General features: G+C 73.4%; 14 protein-coding genes, 2 tRNA genes and 1 pseudogene. 12 read left to right on the forward strand and 5 right to left on the reverse strand.

The features are described from left to right. The first annotated feature begins 11 nt into the window (after positions 1-11). The 4 genes from LFA75_RS16745 to LFA75_RS16760 all read left to right on the forward strand — a co-directional run bounded on the left by LFA75_RS16745 (position 12) and on the right by LFA75_RS16760 (position 4,627). Positions 12-1,046 carry a YlbL family protein gene (locus LFA75_RS16745; RefSeq protein WP_225234742.1) on the forward strand — a complete coding sequence of 345 codons (1,035 nt, stop codon included), beginning with the start codon at positions 12-14 and terminating at the stop codon, positions 1,044-1,046. A 221-nt stretch (positions 1,047-1,267) separates the two neighbouring features. Then, the gene (locus LFA75_RS16750) at positions 1,268-4,261 is read left to right on the forward strand and encodes a UPF0182 family membrane protein (RefSeq protein WP_225234743.1); all 2,994 of its coding nucleotides are present in this window, start codon (positions 1,268-1,270) and stop codon (positions 4,259-4,261) included. Positions 4,262-4,309: 48 nt separating this feature from the next. Continuing rightward, positions 4,310-4,386, forward strand: a tRNA-Met gene (locus LFA75_RS16755). Positions 4,387-4,550: 164 nt separating this feature from the next. Further along, positions 4,551-4,627 (forward strand) — tRNA-Met (locus tag LFA75_RS16760). Positions 4,628-4,676: 49 nt separating this feature from the next. Here LFA75_RS16760 and LFA75_RS16765 read toward each other — a convergent pair. From LFA75_RS16765 to LFA75_RS16775, 3 genes are read right to left on the reverse strand one after another with little or no spacing between them, the layout of a single operon-like run. Then, positions 4,677-5,729, reverse strand: coding sequence for a maleylacetate reductase (locus tag LFA75_RS16765; RefSeq protein ID WP_225234744.1), 1,053 nt, complete (start codon positions 5,727-5,729; stop codon positions 4,677-4,679). Continuing rightward, positions 5,726-6,595, reverse strand: coding sequence for an intradiol ring-cleavage dioxygenase (locus LFA75_RS16770; RefSeq protein ID WP_225234745.1), 870 nt, complete (start codon positions 6,593-6,595; stop codon positions 5,726-5,728). Before LFA75_RS16770 ends, LFA75_RS16765 begins: the two co-directional genes overlap by 4 nt. Further along, positions 6,592-8,382: an FAD-dependent monooxygenase gene (locus tag LFA75_RS16775; RefSeq protein ID WP_225234746.1), complete on the reverse strand. Its 1,791-nt coding sequence runs from the start codon at positions 8,380-8,382 to the stop codon at positions 6,592-6,594. Before LFA75_RS16775 ends, LFA75_RS16770 begins: the two co-directional genes overlap by 4 nt. A 468-nt stretch (positions 8,383-8,850) precedes the next feature. Here LFA75_RS16775 and LFA75_RS16780 point away from each other — a divergent pair, with 468 nt between their 5' ends. From LFA75_RS16780 to LFA75_RS16810, 7 genes are read left to right on the forward strand one after another with little or no spacing between them, the layout of a single operon-like run. Next, on the forward strand, positions 8,851-9,981 hold the full coding sequence (locus tag LFA75_RS16780; RefSeq protein ID WP_404820976.1) for an ABC transporter substrate-binding protein: 1,131 nt from the start codon (positions 8,851-8,853) through the stop codon (positions 9,979-9,981). After that, complete coding sequence (locus tag LFA75_RS16785; protein WP_225234747.1) at positions 9,981-10,739, forward strand: ABC transporter ATP-binding protein; 759 nt, start codon at positions 9,981-9,983, stop codon at positions 10,737-10,739. Before LFA75_RS16780 ends, LFA75_RS16785 begins: the two co-directional genes overlap by 1 nt. Further along, positions 10,736-11,446: an ABC transporter ATP-binding protein gene (locus tag LFA75_RS16790; RefSeq protein ID WP_225234748.1), complete on the forward strand. Its 711-nt coding sequence runs from the start codon at positions 10,736-10,738 to the stop codon at positions 11,444-11,446. The genes LFA75_RS16785 and LFA75_RS16790 overlap by 4 nt, the downstream gene beginning before the upstream one ends. Beyond that, positions 11,443-12,312 carry a branched-chain amino acid ABC transporter permease gene (locus LFA75_RS16795; protein WP_225234749.1) on the forward strand — a complete coding sequence of 290 codons (870 nt, stop codon included), beginning with the start codon at positions 11,443-11,445 and terminating at the stop codon, positions 12,310-12,312. Before LFA75_RS16790 ends, LFA75_RS16795 begins: the two co-directional genes overlap by 4 nt. Beyond that, positions 12,309-13,316 (forward strand): branched-chain amino acid ABC transporter permease, encoded by a 1,008-nt coding sequence (locus tag LFA75_RS16800; protein WP_225234750.1) that lies wholly within the window; start codon positions 12,309-12,311, stop codon positions 13,314-13,316. Before LFA75_RS16795 ends, LFA75_RS16800 begins: the two co-directional genes overlap by 4 nt. A gap of 23 nt (positions 13,317-13,339) precedes the next feature. Beyond that, entirely contained in the window at positions 13,340-13,639 is a 300-nt protein-coding gene (locus LFA75_RS16805; protein WP_225234751.1) for a GNAT family N-acetyltransferase, read from the forward strand. Continuing rightward, positions 13,636-14,292, forward strand: a complete 657-nt coding sequence (locus LFA75_RS16810) for a DsbA family protein (protein ID WP_263639386.1) — start codon at positions 13,636-13,638, stop codon at positions 14,290-14,292. The genes LFA75_RS16805 and LFA75_RS16810 overlap by 4 nt, the downstream gene beginning before the upstream one ends. 30 nt (positions 14,293-14,322) lie before the next feature. On the opposite strand, the pseudogene nhaA reads toward LFA75_RS16810, so the two are convergent. Then, positions 14,323-15,462, reverse strand: a pseudogene (gene nhaA, locus LFA75_RS16815) (Na+/H+ antiporter NhaA); the annotation flags it as partial. 158 nt (positions 15,463-15,620) lie between these two features. Then, a complete protein-coding gene (locus tag LFA75_RS16820; protein WP_225234753.1) occupies positions 15,621-16,115 on the reverse strand; it encodes a VOC family protein in 495 nt (164 codons plus the stop codon). A gap of 58 nt (positions 16,116-16,173) precedes the next feature. On the opposite strand from LFA75_RS16820, the gene LFA75_RS16825 reads away from it, so the two are divergent. Continuing rightward, entirely contained in the window at positions 16,174-16,620 is a 447-nt protein-coding gene (locus tag LFA75_RS16825; protein ID WP_225234754.1) for a MarR family winged helix-turn-helix transcriptional regulator, read from the forward strand. Positions 16,621-16,631 lie beyond the last annotated feature (11 nt).

Genomic DNA, 16,631 nt, shown 5'->3' on the forward strand with positions numbered 1-16,631 from the left:
TGTCGGCCCCCGTGAGCCGTCGTGTGACCGTCCTCGTCGCGGGTGTGGTGCTGCTGCTGGGGTTCGGCCTCGTCGGCACGCTGGTCCCGGTGCCCTACGTCGCGCAGGTGCCCGGCCCGACCTACAACACCCTCGGCGACCTCGACGGCGACCCGATCATCAGCGTGGCCGGCCGCGACCGCAACGACGTCAGCGGGAACCTGAACCTGACCACGGTCGGCGTGCCCCAGCGGCCGCTGACCCTGGTCGGCGCGGTGCAGGGCTGGTTCGACGACGAGGTCTCGGTCGTCCCCCGGGACACCGTGTACCCCCCGGACCAGTCGGTCGAGGAGACCCAGCAGCAGAACCGGCAGGCGTTCCTCACCTCGGAGCAGTCGGCGAACGCCGCCGCGCTCGGCGAGCTGGGGTACCCGGAGAAGGTCGTCGTGCAGAGCGTGGCCGACGACTCGCCCTCGGCCGGGCAGCTCGAGGCCGGCGACGCCCTGGAGGCCGTGCAGGGGACGCCGACCCCGGACACCGACACCCTCGACGCCGTCCTGACCGCGATCCCGGCCGGCACCGCCGTCGCCGTGGACTACACCCGGCAGGGCGAGGCCGGCCAGGCGACGGTGACCACCACCTCCGGCGACGGCCGGGACGGGTCCTTCCTGGGCATCGGGGTGCTGGAGACCCCCTCGGCGCCGTTCACGGTGGACATCCGCGTCGACGACGTCGGCGGGCCCTCGGCCGGGCTGATGCTGACCCTGGGGATCATCGACCTGGTCGGGGACACCGACCTGACCGAGGGCGCGGTCATCGCCGGCACCGGCACCATCGACGCCGACGGCACGGTCGGCCCGATCGGCGGCATCCCGCTGAAGATGATCGCCGCGCGCGACATCGACGCCCAGCTGTTCCTGGTCCCCGCCGACAACTGCGAGGAGGCCCTGGCCAACGCCCAGCCAGGGCTGCCGATGGCCCGGGTGGCCACCCTCGAGGACGCCCTGACGGCGCTGGCGACCTTCCGGGACGGCGGCACCCCGACGCCCTGCACCGCCGGCGACTGACCACTCCCGCCCGGGCACCCAGGCGGGCGTGGTGTGCTTGGGCGCGACCGGGAACCCGGGGGCGGCCGCGGCAGTTGAGCAGACGTCCCCAGCCTCTCCGGTCAGGCTGCCCCCCGCGCCTGTCGGGCGGCTGTCGGCGACCGGTCGGTCAGCTGTGATCCCCGGCGGTCGCCGCAGCAGGACGACGAACTCGAGCAACTGAAGGAGCCCGCCCCGTGACCATGCGGCCACCCGTGCCGGTGCCGACCCTGTCCCGGCGCGCCAAGCTGGTCATCGGCGTCATCGCCGTCCTGCTGGTGCTGTTCACCGTGATCGGCACCCTGACCAACGTCTACGTCGACTTCCTCTGGTTCGACGAGACCGGCTACACCGAGGTGTTCTGGACCGAGATCCAGACCCGGGTGCTGCTGTTCGCCGTCGCCGGCGTCGCCACCGGCGGCCTGGTGGCGCTGGCGGTGTACCTGGCCTACCGGTTCCGCCCGACGTTCCGGCCGATGAGCCTGGAGCAGCAGAACCTCGAGCGCTACCGCCAGTCGATCGAGCCCCGCCGCACCCTGGTGCTGGTGGCGCTGGCCGTCGTCCTGGGCCTGTTCGCCGGTTTCACCGCGCAGGGCAGCTGGGAGACCTGGCTGACCTTCCGCAACTCCACCCCGTTCGGCACCGTCGACCCGCAGTTCGGGCTGGACAACTCCTTCTTCGTCTTCGAGCTGCCCTTCTACCGGCTGGTGCTCGGCTTCGGGTTCGCCATCGCGATCCTGGCGCTGATCGGCTCGCTGCTGACGCACTACGTGTTCGGCGGCCTGCGGCTGCAGACCCCGGGCCAGAAGCTGTCCGGCGCGGCCCGGGTGCAGCTGTCGGTGCTGCTGGGCGTCTTCGTGGCGCTCAAGGCGGTGGCCTACTGGCTGGACCGCTACAGCACCGTCTACTCCGACCGCGGCGGGGTGTTCACCGGCGCCAGCTACACCGACGTCAACGCCCTGCTGCCGGCCAAGACGATCCTGGTCTTCGTCGCCGCCATCTGCGCGATCGCGTTCTTCGCCAACATCGTGGTCCGCAACTTCGCGCTGCCGGCCGCCTCGCTGGTGCTGCTGATGCTGTCCTCGCTGGTCATCGGGGTGGCCTACCCGGCGATCGTGCAGCAGTTCGTCGTGCGGCCCACTCCGGACGAGAAGGAGGCGGCCTACATCTCGCGGGCCATCGACGCCACCCGCGAGGCCTACGACATCAGCGACGTCGACTACGTCCAGTACGCCCAGGACCAGACGACGGACACCGCGACCGACGCCGACGCCGCGGCCGCCGCGGCCGAGCTGGCCGGGTCCCCGACGGTGTCCAACATCCGCCTGCTGGACCCCAACGTCCTGTCCGACACGTTCACCGCGCTCCAGCAGATCCGCAACGTGTACGGCTTCCCGGCCCGCCTGGACGTCGACCGCTACACCGTCGACGGCGTCACCCAGGACTACGTCGTGGCCGCCCGCGAGCTCGACCAGTCCAACCTGTCGGACAACCAGAGCAGCTGGATCAACCGGCACGCGGTCTACACCCACGGCAACGGCTTCGTCGCAGCACCCGCCAACCAGGTGGTCAGCGGGGCCAACAACGGCGGCCAGCCCAACTTCACCACCGGCGACCTGCCGACCACCGGCAACATCCCGGTCGAGCAGGCCCGGATCTACTACGGCGAGCTGCTCAACGACAACGGCACCGACGTCTACTCGGTGGTCGGCTCCGCCGACGGCGAGGGCGACCGGGAATTCGACCGGCCGGAGTCCGGGTCCGACGAGGGCCAGGTCAACTTCACCTACGACGGCGGCGGCGGCGTCTCGATCGGCAGCTTCTTCCGGCAGCTGACCTTCGCCATCTACTACCGCGAGCGGAACTTCATCCTCTCCGGTGCGGTGAACGACAACTCCCGGGTGCTCTACGTCCGGGACCCGCTGGACCGGGTGGAGAAGGCGGCCCCGTTCCTGACGGTGGACGGCGACCCGTACCCGGCGGTCGTCGACGGCCGGGTGACCTGGATCCTCGACGGCTACACGACGTCGGACGCGTTCCCGTACGCCGAGCAGATGCAGCTGGGCGAGGCGACCACCGACGCGCTCACCGGCACCGGGACGACGGCGCTGCCCAACGAGACGTTCAACTACGTCCGGAACTCGGTCAAGGCCACCGTGGACGCCTACACCGGGCAGGTCACGCTCTACGCCTGGGACGAGGAGGACCCGGTGCTGGCCACCTACATGCAGGCCTTCCCGGGCGTCGTGCAGCCCAAGTCGGAGATGCCCGACGACCTGGTCAGCCACGTCCGGTACCCCGAGGACCTGTTCAAGCTGCAGCGCGACGTGCTGACCCGCTACCACGTCAGCGACGCCGGGGACTTCTACAACCAGAACGACCGCTGGCAGATCCCGGACGACCCGACGATCGACGGCAGCACCGCCGCGCAGCCGCCGTACTACATCCTTGCCCAGCGGCCCGGTGACTCCGGGGCGAGCTTCCAGCTGACCAGCGCGCTCAACGCGTTCAACCGGGAGAACCTGTCGGCGTTCATCTCCGCGTCCTCGGACCCCGGGGACTACGGCCAGCTGCAGGTGCTCCGATTGCCGGGCAACACGCCCTACCAGGGACCCAGCCAGGTGCAGAACGCCATGACCTCGAACGAGGCGGTGGCGTCGAACCTGAACATCCTGCGGCAGGGCAACGACGTCCGGTTCGGCAACCTGCTGACCCTGCCCATCGGGGACGCCGGTCTGCTGTACGTCGAACCGGTGTACGTGCAGGCCCGGTCCAACAACGGGTTCCCGCTGCTGCAGAAGGTGATCGTCAACTACCAGGGCCGGATCGGGTACGGCGACACCCTCGCCGCCGCGCTGGACCAGGTGTTCGGCGCCGGCGCCGGGGCTTCGGCACCGGACAGCGGGACGACGCCGGACACCGGTGGTGACGGCAGCAGCAGCTCGCCGACCACCTCGGCGCCGACGACGACCGCTCCGCCGTCGGACGGCGGGGGCGACGTGGTCGTGGACTCGGCGACCGCCCAGGCGATCGCCCAGATCCAGCAGGCGCTGCAGGACCTGGCCGCCGCGCAGGCCTCGGGCAACTTCGCCGCGGTCGGCACGGCCCAGCAGGCCCTCGCCGACGCGTCGGCGGCGTTCCAGGCGGCGCAGTCCGCGGCCACGGCCAGCGGCGCCGCGGCCAGCCCCACGGGCTGACCCCGGGTGGGACCACCCCGGCCCGGTGGGCTAGGGTGGTCCTACCGACGCGGGGTGGAGCAGCTCGGTAGCTCGCTGGGCTCATAACCCAGAGGTCGCAGGTTCAAATCCTGCCCCCGCTACCACGATCACCGCGGCCCCGGACTCGACACGAGCCCGGGGCCGCGGTGTTTCCCGGGGTGCGGTGCGTCTGGGGCCCGGGTGTTCCGAGCCGGCACAGCAGGGTGTGCACCGTCACGTCCCCCCGGTTCGACGCCGACCCGGGGGCGGGGTAATGTCTTCCTTGCGACGCGGGGTGGAGCAGCTCGGTAGCTCGCTGGGCTCATAACCCAGAGGTCACAGGTTCAAATCCTGTCCCCGCTACCACCACGAAGGCCCGGACTCCTCGGAGTCCGGGCCTTCGTCGCATCCGGGCTCAGGCGGTGGGCGGCTCGCCGGCCAGGGCCCGGTGCAGCAGGGCGGTGACGCCGTCCCGGGTGACCGGGCGGGGGTTGGCGTACGGGCTGGCCAGCACCTGGTCGGCGACCACGTCGACGTCGGCCTCGGCCATGCCGAGCTCGGCCAGGGAACGGGGCGCCCCCAGCTCGCCGGCCAGGTCCCACAGCGCCCGCGCCGGGTCGGCCCCCAGGCCCAGGGCGGCCACCGCGTCGGGCACGGCCGGGGCGTTGAAGGCCAGGGCGTGCGGCAGGACGACGGTGTGGGTGGGCGCGTGCGGCAGGTCCAGCGTGCCGCCGAGGGCGTGGCAGAGCTTGTGGTGCAGGGACATCGTGGTGGCCCCCAGCACCGCCCCGCACAGCCACGCCCCGTACTGCGCGTCGCCGCGGGCCTCCAGGTCGGCCGGCTCGGCGGCGATCCGCGGCAGCGCGGACACCAGCGCGCGGACGCCCTCGGCGGCCATCAGCGAGACGATCGGCGTGCCGTCGGGGGCGTAGAGCCCCTCCACGGCGTGCGCGATCGCGTTCATGCCCGAGGTCACCGACATGGCGACCGGCAGGGTCAGGGTGAGCTCCGGGTCGTAGACCACCGACACCGGCAGCACCCGCGGATCCCGGCCGGTCTTCTTGAGCCCGTCGGCGGTCAGGCCCCAGACGGGGGTCATCTCCGACCCGGCGTAGGTGGTGGGCACGGCGAGCACCGGCAGCCCGTGCTCCAGTGCGATCGCCTTGCCCAGTCCGACGGCCGACCCGCCGCCCACGGCCAGGCAGCCGTCGGCGCCCAGCTCGGCGGCCAGGGCCTGCGCGCGGTGGGCGACCTCGACCGGGACGTGCATCCGCGCCTCGGCCAGCACCCCGGCCGCCCGGTCGCCCAGGGCGGCCGCGACCATCCGGCCGGTCTCCTCCTGCTCGGGGGAGCACAGCACGAGCACCCGGGTCAGCCCGAGCGCAACGACTTCCTCGGGCAGCCGGGCCAGCGAGCCGGGGCCGAACACGACCCGCATCGGCAGCGCGGTGTGGGTGAAGGACCTCATGCCGGCAGCAGCGAGAGGTCGAAGGTGAGCGTGCGGAACGGGTTGGCCAGCCCGACCTCCGCCGCCCGGGCGGGGTCGTCGACCTCGGGGACATCGCGGACCAGGGAGTCCTTGACCCCGAAGACGGCGTCGGAGTCCAGGTAGGGGCTGTCGGCGACGAAGACGTGCGTGGTCACCGGCCGGAACCCCTCGGCGGCGGCGATGAAGTGCAGGTGCGCGGGCCGGTTGGGGTGCCGGGCGGTGGCGGCCAGCAGCCGGCCGACCGGGCCGTCGTCGGGGATCGGGTAGTAGCGGGGGACGACCGAGCGGAACCAGAACCGGCCCTCGTCGTCGGTGGTGAAGATGCCGCGCAGGTTGCCGGCGGGCTGCAGGTCGGGCTGCTGGACGTCGTAGAAGCCGTCCTCGTTGGTCTGCCAGACGTCGACGGTCGCCCCGGCCAGCGGGGCGCCGTCGGGGCCGGTGACCTGGCCGGACACCAGGCACGGGGTGCCCTTGCCGTCCAGGGCGATGTCGTCGCCGAGCTCGCGGACGGGGGAGGCGACCATGTGGAAGGGGCCCAGCACGGTGGACTCGGTGGCCGTGCCGCCGGTGCGGTGGTTGATCGTCTCCACCAGCATCGACAGCCCCAGCACGTCCGAGAGCAGGATGAACTCCTGCCGGGTGGGCGTGCAGGTCTGGCCGGTCTCGGTGAGGAAGCCGATCGCGGCCTCCCACTCGGCCTCGGTGAGCTCGACGTCCTTGGCGAAGTCGTGCAGGTGGCGGACCAGCGAGGTCAGCACCTGCCGCAGCCGCGGGTCCGGGGTGCCGGCGAAGGACGCCGCGACGACCTCGGCGGACCGTTCCTCGCTGAACAGCTCGCCGCTCACGAGCGGTCCAGCACGGTGCGCAGGGCCGCGCCCAGCGCGGCGTCGGGATCGGGGGAGGCCTCGGCCCAGCGGGCGGCCACGTAGCCGTCCGGGCGGACCAGCAAGGCACCGCCGTCGGACACCCCGCGCAGCCGGGCCCAGTCGCCGTACAGGTCGTCGTGCGCCCGGCCGGGGCCGACCAGCGCCGTCCCGACGTCGAGGCCGAGCTCGGCGCCGACGGCGTCGGCCGCGGACACCCAGCCCTCGCCGCCGATGCCGGTGACCACGGTGAACCGGCCGTGCCCGACCAGGTCCAGGGTGGACACCTGCCGGCGGTGGTCGGTGGTCAGCCAGGCGTGCGGCAGCTTGGCGCCGGGCCGGGAACTGGGGTGGTGGTACAGCTCGGGGTCCCGGGTGGGCTCCTCGGGCGGCGTCCCGTCCGGGACGACGGCGCCGGAGGCGTAGCGCTGGTCCAGCTCCACGCCGTGGCAGTTGAACTCGTAGTCCTTGAACGCGATGGCCTCGCGCAGCGCCGCCCGCTGCTTCTCCGCCTCCGGCGTGGCCTCCTTGCGGGCGGCCATGTGGGCGACCATCTCGTCCGGGTCCTCGGTGGACAGCAGGCCCAGGGCGTCGAAGATCCGGGCGGTGTCCCCGATCGACTGGTTCGCCCGGTCGACGATCTGCTTCCCCACCGGGGCGCGCTCGGCGGAGTAGCTGTCCAGCAGCCCCGGCCCGGCCTGGCCCTTCACCACCGCGGCGAGCTTCCAGGCCAGGTTGAAGGAGTCCTGGATGGAGGTGTTGGAGCCCAGCCCGTTCGACGGCGGGTGCCGGTGCACGGCGTCCCCGGCGCAGAAGACCCGGCCCGAGGAGTAGGACCGGGCGTAGAGGTGGTTGACCGTCCAGGCCGAGGAGCTCTCGATCCGCACCGGGACGTCGTCGTCGCCGATCAGCTTGCGCACGATCGACAGCGCGTAGTCCTCGGTGAGGTCGGGCGCCGGGCCGTCGATGTCGTAGCCCCACACGATCAGCCAGCGGTGCCACGGCCGGACCATCCGCACCAGGCCGGCGCCGATGCCGCCGACGTCCGCGCCGGGCTGCAGCACCCAGTAGAGGACCGAGGGCCGGTCGGCGACCAGGTGGGTGAGGTCGGCCTCGAAGACGATGTTGATCGATCCGCCGACCCCCATCCGGCCCTCCAGCGGCAGGTCCAGGTCGGCGGCCACCTGCGAGCGGCCGCCGTCGGCGCCGACCACGTACCGCGCCCGGATGTCGTAGGAGTCCCCGCGCACCCGGTCGCGGACCCGGACGGTCACGCCCTCGTCGTCCTGGGTGAGGGAGAGGTACTCGGTGTCGAAGCGGACCCGGGCGCCGCGGGACTGCGCGTTGTGCAGCAGCACCGGCTCCATGAGGTCCTGCGGCATGTCGCAGATCCGGGTGGGGGAGGCCGCCGTGTAGTCGGCCAGCCGGTCGGGCCGGGTGCCCCAGCTGTGCAGCCGGCCCAGCTCCTCCCCGGCGATCGAGGTGCAGTAGACGAGGTTGCCCATCAGCTCCTGCGGGGCGGCCTCGGCGGCCACCTCCTCCTCGACGCCCAGGTCGCGGAGCACCTCCATGGTGCGCTGGTTGGTGATGTGCGCCCGGGGCGTGTCGGCCAGCCGGCCGTACTTGGTGATCACCAGCGTGTCCACGCCGTAGGTGGCCAGGGCGAGGGCGGCGGCCGAGCCGGCCGGGCCGCTGCCGACCACCAGGACGTCGGTCTCGACGACGGTGCGGCCCTCGGGCGGGGCGACGGGGGTGCTGGGGGACGACATGCGGTGCTTCCTCCACGGCGGTGTGGCCGTTCGCCTGACGAACGGTGCTTCGCTGGACGGTCGGTCCACGTCGAGTCAAGCCCGTGGCCCCCGTCCCGTCAACGCCGGGCGGGTCGAGGTCACGGCTGTGCATCGGCCGTGCGGGAGCTGATTGACAGCGCGGAGCGTGGCGTACTTCACTGCGACCGCTCTACGCACGCTCGTTCGTCTGACGAACGGCGCCCCGTCACCCCCTGGAGTCCTCGTGCACCGTCGCACCCTCTCTCGCCCGGCACTCGCCCGGGCGGTCGCCGCCACCGGCGCCGGCCTGCCGCGGGCGGCCACCGGGCCGGCGCTGGCNCCCGAGCGGTCTCCCGGGTGGGACCCCAGGCGATCACCTTGGCCAGCATCGGGTCGTAGTCCGAGCCGACGACCCCGCCCTCGACCAGCACGCTGACGATCGGCTACGTCACCCCGCAGACCGGTCCGCTGGCCGCCTTCGGCGAGGCCGACAGCTTCGTCGTGGACCAGATGACCGACTACTTCGCCGACAACCCGCTCGAGCTCGGGGGCACCAGCTACGACGTCGAGATCGTCGTCAAGGACACCCAGTCGGACTCCGTGCGGGCCGGCGAGGTGACCGCCGAGCTGATCAACGACGACGGCGCCGACCTGATCCTGGCCGCCTCCACGCCGGACACGGTCAACCCGGTGGCCGACCAGTGCGAGGCCAACGGCGTCCCGTGCATCACCACCGCTGCCCCCTGGCAGCCCTACTTCTTCGGCCGCGGCGCCTCGGAGGGTGACTCCTTCGACTGGACGTACCACTTCTTCTGGGGCCTGGAGGACGTCGAGGCGGTCTACCAGGACATGTGGAGCCAGGTCGACACCAACAGCCAGGCCGGCGCGCTGTGGCCCAACGACCCCGACGGCAACGCCTGGTCCGCGGACTTCCCCGGCGTGGTGTCCGAGAACGGGTACACGATCACCGACCCGGGCCTCTACGAGAACGGCACCCAGGACTACAGCGCGCAGATCTCGGCCTTCCAGGCCGCGGACGCGCAGATCCTGCTCGGCGTGCCGATCCCGCCGGACTTCGCCACCTTCTGGCAGCAGGCCCAGCAGCAGGGCTACAGCCCGCGGATCGCGACCGTGGCCAAGGCGCTGCTGTTCCCCTCGGCCGTCGAGGCGATCGGGGACTCCGCCGACGGGCTGTCCACCGAGGTCTGGTGGACCCCGGAGTACCCCTACGAGAGCTCCCTGACCGGGCAGTCGGCGCAGGAGCTGGCCGACGCCTACGAGTCCGAGACCGGCCAGCAGTGGACCCAGCCGATCGGCTTCGTGCACGCGCTGTTCGAGGTCGCCGTCGCCGCTCTCACCGAGGCCGACAGCGTCGAGGGCCAGGCCGTCGTCGACGCCCTCGCCGACCTGCAGGTCTCGACCGTGGTCGGCGACCTGGACTGGACCTCGGGCCCGGTGCCCAACGTGGCCAAGACCCCGCTGGTCGGCGGCCAGTGGCGGGCCACCGAGGGCGGCGAGCACCCCTTCGAGCTGGTCATCGTCAGCAACTCCGAGCAGCCGGGCATCCCGACCGCCGGCACCGTCGAGCCGCTGGGCTGATGACCGCCCCGCTGCTGGAGGTCACCGGGGTCGGCAAGCGCTTCGGGAAGCTCACCGTGCTGGAGGACGTCTCGTTCTCCCTGGCCCCCGGTGAGGCCCTGGGCGTGGTCGGTCCCAACGGGGCCGGGAAGTCCACCCTGCTCAACGTGGTCGCCGGGGTCCTCCCCGCCGACGGCGGCCGGGTCGTCCTCGACGGCACCGACGTCACCCGCACCGACGCCGCTGCCCGCTGCCGCGGCGGCATCGGCCGCAGCTACCAGGTGCCCCGGCCCTTCGGCGGCATGACGGTGTTCGAGAACGCCCTGGTGGCCGCGTCCTTCGGGGCGGGGCTGCGCGGGCGGGCCGCGGCCGACGCGGCCTTCGCCGCGCTGGTGACCGCCGGGCTCGACCGCCAGGCCGACACCCCGGCCGGCACGTTGCGGCTGCTGGACCGCAAACGCCTCGAGCTGGCCCGGGCGCTGGCCACCGGGCCGCGGCTGGTGCTGCTGGACGAGATCGCCGGCGGGCTCACCGAGGCCGAGGTGCCCGCACTGGTGGAGACCGTCCGGCAGCTGGGCCGGGAGGGCGTGGCCGTCGTCTGGATCGAGCACGTGGTGCACGCGCTGGTCGCCGTCGTCACCCGCCTGATGTGCCTGACCTACGGCAAGGTGCTGGCGGTCGGCGACCCGCAGGCGGTGCTCGCCGACCCGCAGGTCATCGAGGTGTACCTGGGCACCACCATGGCCGGGGACGACCCGGGCCTCGGGGACGCCGCGTGACCCCGCTGCTGGAGGTCGACGACGTCGACGTCTCCTACGGCGACGTCCCGGCGCTGACCGGTCTGACGGTCACCGTCGCCGAGGGCGAGACGCTCGCGGTGATCGGGGCCAACGGGGGCGGCAAGTCCACCCTGCTCAAGACGGTCGCCGGGGTGCTCCGGCCCCGGCGCGGGGACGTGCGGCTGGACGGGGAGTCGCTGGCGGGGGTCCCGGCGCACCGCCGGGTCGGCCGCGGGATCGCGATGAGCCCGGAGGGCCGGCGGTTGTTCCCCAGCCTGTCGGTGGAGGAGAACCTGCTGGTGGGCGCGCACTCCGGCCGGCCCGGTCCGTGGGGCCTGGCCGCGGTCTACGAGCTGTTCCCGCTGGTGGCCGAGCGCCGGGCGCGCCCGGCGGCCAACCTGTCCGGCGGCGAGCAGCAGGCGGTGGCGATCGGCCGGGCGCTGATGGCCAACCCGCGGCTGCTGCTGCTGGACGAGGTGAGCCTGGGCCTGGCGCCGGTCGTGGTCGCCCAGCTGTACGCGGCGCTGCCGCGGATCACCGCCCAGGGGACGACGGTGCTGGTGGTCGAGCAGGACGTGCACCAGGCGCTGGCCGTGGCCGACCGGGTGCAGTGCCTGCTGGAGGGCCGCACGGTGCTCGAGGGCCCGGCGGCGTCGGTGGACATGGCCGCGCTGTCGGCCGCCTACTTCGGGGTGACGAGCACATGAGCTGGGTGAACGCCGTCGTGCAGGGGATCCTGCTGGGCGGGCTGTACGCACTGGTGGCGGCCGGGCTGTCGCTGGTCTTCGGCGTCATGCGGATCGTCAACCTCGCGCACGGGGTGCTCGCGGTGCTGGCCGCGTTCGGCGCCTACGTGCTGGGCGACGCCCTGGGGCTGCACCCGTTCCTGGCGCTGCTGGTGGTGGTGCCGGTCATGGCCGCGGTCGGCTACGGCCTGCAGCGCGGGCTGCTGAACCGGGCGCTGGGCGGGGGCGAGCTGGCCCCGCTGCTGGTCACCTTCGGGCTGGCGATCGTGCTGCAGAACGCGCTGCTGGAGGCGTTCTCCGCGGACAGCCGCCGCCTGGACGTCGGGGCGCTGGGCACCGCGAGCATCCGGCTGGGCGACGGGCTGACCGTCGGGGTCTTCCCGCTGCTGGCCGCGGTCGTCGGCGTGCTGGTCATCGCCGCGATCGGCCAGTTCCTCGCCCGGACGGCGACCGGCCGGGCCATGCGGGCGACCAGCGACGACCGGGACGCCGCCGCGCTGATGGGCATCGACGGCCGGCACCTCTACGGGGTGGCCACGGCGATCGCGCTGGGCACGGTGGCCATCGCCGGGGTCTTCCTGGGCGCGCGCAGCACCTTCGACCCGGCCGCCGGTGGGGTCACCCTGATCTTCGCCTTCGAGGCCGTGGTCATCGGCGGGCTCGGCTCGCTGTGGGGGACGCTGCTGGGCGGCGTCGTCCTCGGGGTCGCCCAGGCGCTGGGCGCGGCGGTCGACCCGGCCTACGGCGTGCTCGCCGGCCACCTGGTCTTCCTGGTCGTGCTGGCCACCCGCCCGCGCGGCCTGCTGCCCTCGGCGGTGACCGCGTGACCGCCACCGTCGAGCGGGCGGCGTCCGCACCCCGGGTGCGCCGGGGTGGCCGGGGTGCCTGGGTGGGCGCCGGGCTCGCCGTCGTCGCGGTCGCGGTGCTGGGCTACCTGCCGCTGCTGACCACCCGCGGCACCCAGGTCGACCTGGTCGGGCTGTTCAGCCTGGTCGTGCTGGGCACCATGTGGAACCTGCTGGCCGGCTACGGCGGCATGGTCTCGATCGGCCAGCAGGCCTACATCGGGGTCGGTGGCTACGGGCTGGTGTACCTGGCCTCGACCGTCGGGGTGGACCCGTTCCTCGCCGTCCCGGTGGCGGCGGTGGTCTGCGCGCTGCTGGCCTGGCCGACGTCCTACCTGGCGTTCCGGCTCAACGGGGGCTACTTCGCCATCGGCACCTGGGTGATCGCCGAGGTCGTCCGGCTGCTGGTCACCCAGGTCGATGCGCTGGGGGCGGGGTCCGGTGCGTCGCTGACCGGGTTCGCCGGCATCGACCCGACCTACCGGATCGCCTACGTCTACTGGCTCTCGCTGGCGATCGTCGTGGTCGTGGTGGGCGGGGTGTACCTGCTGATGCGCTCCCGGCTCGGGCTGGCGCTGACCGCGATCCGGGACGACCCGACCGCGGCGGGCTCGCTGGGCGTCGGGGTCACCCGGGCCAAGCGGGTGGTCTACGTGGCCGCCGCGGCCGGCTGCGGGCTCGCCGGGGCGATGATCGTGGCGAACACGCTGCGGGTGCAGCCCGGGTCGATCTTCTCCGTCGACTACTCGGCAATGATGATCTTCATCGTGGTGATCGGCGGGATCGGCACCATCGAGGGCCCGATCATCGGGGCGCTGGTCTTCTACGCGCTGCAGGACTCCCTGGCCGACCTGGGCAACTGGTACCTCGTGGTCGTCGGGCTGGTCGCCATCGCGGTCACCCTGCTGGCGCCCAAGGGGCTGTGGGGGCTGACCCGGGGTCGCGTCGAGCTGTTCCCGACCGGCCACCGGGTGGGAAGCCGCTGAGGGGCCGCGGCGTTGCGCGCGGCATGAGCGCACCGTCGCAGACCACCGTCCGGGACGACCCGGAGCACAGCCGCTACGTGATCCTCGAGGGCGACCAGCGGGTGGGCCTGGCGGCCTACACCCGCGCCGGGGACACCTGGACCTTCACCCACACCGAGGTGGAGTCCGGGGAGGGGCGCCACGGGCTGGGCGGCACGCTGGTCCGGGCCGCGCTGGACGACGTCCGCGCGGCCGGCGGCACCGTCGTCCCGCAGTGCCCCTTCGTGGCCGGCTGGATCGCCCGGCACCCGGAGTACCGGGACCTGGTGGAGCCGACCGCGTGAGGGACCCCCTCGCCGTCCACGCCGACGACCACGTCTACGGCGCCCCGGACGCGCCGGTCACCGTGCTGGAGTACGGCGACTACGAGTGCCCGTACTGCGCGGCCGCCGCCCCGGTGCTCAAGGCGCTCGTCGACGGCTCGGACGGCGGCGTCCGGCTGGTCTTCCGGCACTGGCCGCTGCACGACACGCACCCCTACGCGCTGACCGCGGCCCTGGCCGCCGAGGCCGCCGGTGACCAGGGCGCCTACTGGGAGATGCACCACCTGCTCTACCAGCGGCAGGACCGGCTGACCGACGCCGACCTGGCCGGGTACGCCGTCGAGCTGGGCCTGGACCCCGCCCTGGCGGTGGGGGAGGCGGCCCAGCGCTACGGCGACAAGGTGGAGGCCGACTTCGCCACGGGGGTCGCGCTGGAGGTGCCGGGTACGCCGACGCTCATCATCGACGGCCAGCTGTTCAGCGGCCGGCCCGACCTGGCGGCGCTGCGCCGCGCGGTCGGCGCGGCCGGGCAGGGCTCCTCAGACCCGGACGCCGGGCTCCAGCCAGGGGCGCGGGGGAAGCGCCGGTGGTTCGTCGGACGCCGGCGAGCACAGCGGGAACCGCTCGCCCAGGGTGCGCAGGCCGACGGTGCCGAGAACCGCTGCGGTCAGTGACCCCAGCAGGATCCCGATCTTGGCCTGCTCGCGCAGCAGCTCGTCGTCGAAGGCCAGGTCGGTGATGAACAGCGAGATGGTGAAGCCGATCCCGGCCAAGGTCGCGCCGGCCATCAGGTGCGACCAGCGCACGCCGCCGGGCAGCACGCCCCATCCGGTCCGCAGCGCCACGACCGCACCGAGGGTGATCCCCACGGCGTTGCCGGCCACCAGCGCGACGGCCACGCCGAGGGTCACCGTCGAGGTGGCCGCGGCGCGCAGCGCCTCGCCGTCCAGCACCACCCCGGCGTTGGCCAGCCCGAAGACGGGGACGACGAGGTAGGCCGTCCAGCGGTGCAGCGACTCCTGCAGCCGCGCGTTGGCCGGCACCGTGGAGGCGACCGCGAGCTTGGTGGACCGCGCCTTGGCCGCGTCGGGGTCCTCGCGCAGCGCCCGGCCGAACGCCGCCGTGCGCTCGACCTCCTTGCGGCTGGGCGGCCGCGCGGGCAGCAGCAGGCCCAGCACGACGCCGGCCAGCGTGGCGTGCACCCCGGACTCGTGCACGGCCAGCCACAGCGCGATCCCGGTCAGCACGTAGGGGGTCAGCCGCCACACCCCGAGCCAGCGCAGCGCCAGCAGCACGAGCACCAGGACCCCGGCGACGGCGAGCGCGGGCAGCACGAGCTCGTCGGAGTAGAACAGCGCCATCACGCCGATCGCGCCGATGTCGTCGACGATCGCCAGGGTCAGCAGGAACAGCCGCAGCCGGTCCGGGCAGCGCGGTCCGAACAGCGCCAGCCCGCCCAGCACGAAGGCGGTGTCGGTGCTCATCACGATGCCCCAGCCGCTGGCTGCCCCCCCGCCGTGGTTGAAGGCCAGGTAGACCAGGGCCGGGACGGCGAGCCCGCCCAGCGCGCCCAGCGCCGGGGCGGCCACCGAGCGCCGGTCGCGCAGCTCGCCGGTGGCCACCTCGCGGGTGATCTCCAGGCCGACGACCAGGAAGAACAGCGCCATGGCGCCGTCGTTCACCCAGTGCCGCAGGTCCATCGACAGCTCGACGCCGCCGACGCCGATGCTCGCGGTGGTCGACCAGAACGAGTCGTAGCCGGCCGCCCAGGGCGAGTTGGCCCAGGCCAGGGCCAGCAGCGTGCCGACCAGCAGCAGCGCGGAGCCGCCGGCCTCGGTGCCCATGTAGAGCTTCGAGGACGGCGAGAGGGTCGGGACCGACACGCGGNTAGGCGTGCCGGCGGTAGACCACCGTCGGCTGGGCGGGTCCGGGGCGGGGGGCCTGGGTCATGCGGTGTGCCTCCCGGGCGGTGGTACGGCGGGTCAGGGGGCCAACCCGGAGATCAGAGCACGTGTTCCCCGTACATCTCGCCCAGCGGGTCGGCGATGAGCTCGATGCGGGCGCCGTCGGGGTCGCGGAAGTAGACCGAGACGCCGCTGTGCACCGCGTGGTCCACGCCGGCCTCGGTCAGCTTGGCCACCAGGGCCTCCCAGCGGCTGGGCTCCACGCTGATCGCCACGTGGTGCAGCCCGCCGAGCACCTCGGCGTAGGGGCCGACGTCCAGGCCCGGGAAGTCGAAGAACGCCAGCAGGTTCGAGTTGCCGATGTCGAAGAAGAAGTGCGAGCTGCCCGGGTAGTCGCGGTTGTCGATCAGCTCGGTGAGCGGGAAGCCGAGCACGCCCTGGTAGAAGGCGATCGTGCGCTCGACGTCGCTGCTGATCAGCGCGGTGTGGTGCAGGCCGCGGGCGGTGGAGGCGGGGCGCTCGCCGGCCGGCCGCAGGTGCTGGTCGCGGATCCGGGCGCGGGTGGCCTCGATGGCGGGGAGGTCGACGGTCATGGGGACAGCGTGCGCCCGGTTTGGTGACGTGTCAACGACAGCGGTCTAGGCTGTCGCCGTGACCTGGTTGGACGACGAGCAGCAGCACCTGTGGCGGCGGTGGCTGCTGCTGACCACCCGGCTGCCCGCGGCGCTGAACCGCCAGCTGCAGGCCGACAGCGACCTCTCCCTGGCCGACTTCGACGTGCTGGTGAAGCTGTCGGAGACCGACGGCGGGCGGGTGCGCTCGCGCGAGCTGTGCGCAGCGCTGGGCTGGGAGAAGAGCCGGCTGTCCCACCACCTGACCCGGATGGGCGCCCGCGGCCTGGTCGAGCGGACCGGCGCCGCCGGCGACGCCCGCGGCTCCGACGTCGTGCTGACCCCGGCCGGCCGGGCCGCGATCGAGGCCGCGGCGCCCGCGCACGTGGACACCGTGCGGGAGCTCTTCTTCGCCGACCTGACGCCGGCGCAGCTGCAGGCGCTGACCGCGCTGACCGACCGCGTGCTGGACCGGCTGCCCGACTGAGCTGTCGAGGT

This window comes from Klenkia terrae (assembly GCF_900491935.1).
GTDB classification, from domain to species: Bacteria; Actinomycetota; Actinomycetes; order Mycobacteriales; family Geodermatophilaceae; genus Klenkia; species Klenkia terrae.

What these genes read in the sequence shown, in the direction of transcription:
- LFA75_RS16750 (WP_225234743.1), top strand. Translation starts at nt 1,268, where the DNA reads ATGCGGCCACCCGTGCCGGTGCCGACCCTGTCCCGGCGCGCCAAGCTG.
- LFA75_RS16765 (WP_225234744.1), bottom strand. Translation starts at nt 5,729, where the DNA reads ATGAGGTCCTTCACCCACACCGCGCTGCCGATGCGGGTCGTGTTCGGC.
- LFA75_RS16775 (WP_225234746.1), bottom strand. Translation starts at nt 8,382, where the DNA reads ATGTCGTCCCCCAGCACCCCCGTCGCCCCGCCCGAGGGCCGCACCGTC.
- LFA75_RS16785 (WP_225234747.1), top strand. Translation starts at nt 9,981, where the DNA reads ATGACCGCCCCGCTGCTGGAGGTCACCGGGGTCGGCAAGCGCTTCGGG.
- LFA75_RS16795 (WP_225234749.1), top strand. Translation starts at nt 11,443, where the DNA reads ATGAGCTGGGTGAACGCCGTCGTGCAGGGGATCCTGCTGGGCGGGCTG.
- LFA75_RS16805 (WP_225234751.1), top strand. Translation starts at nt 13,340, where the DNA reads ATGAGCGCACCGTCGCAGACCACCGTCCGGGACGACCCGGAGCACAGC.
- LFA75_RS16820 (WP_225234753.1), bottom strand. Translation starts at nt 16,115, where the DNA reads ATGACCGTCGACCTCCCCGCCATCGAGGCCACCCGCGCCCGGATCCGC.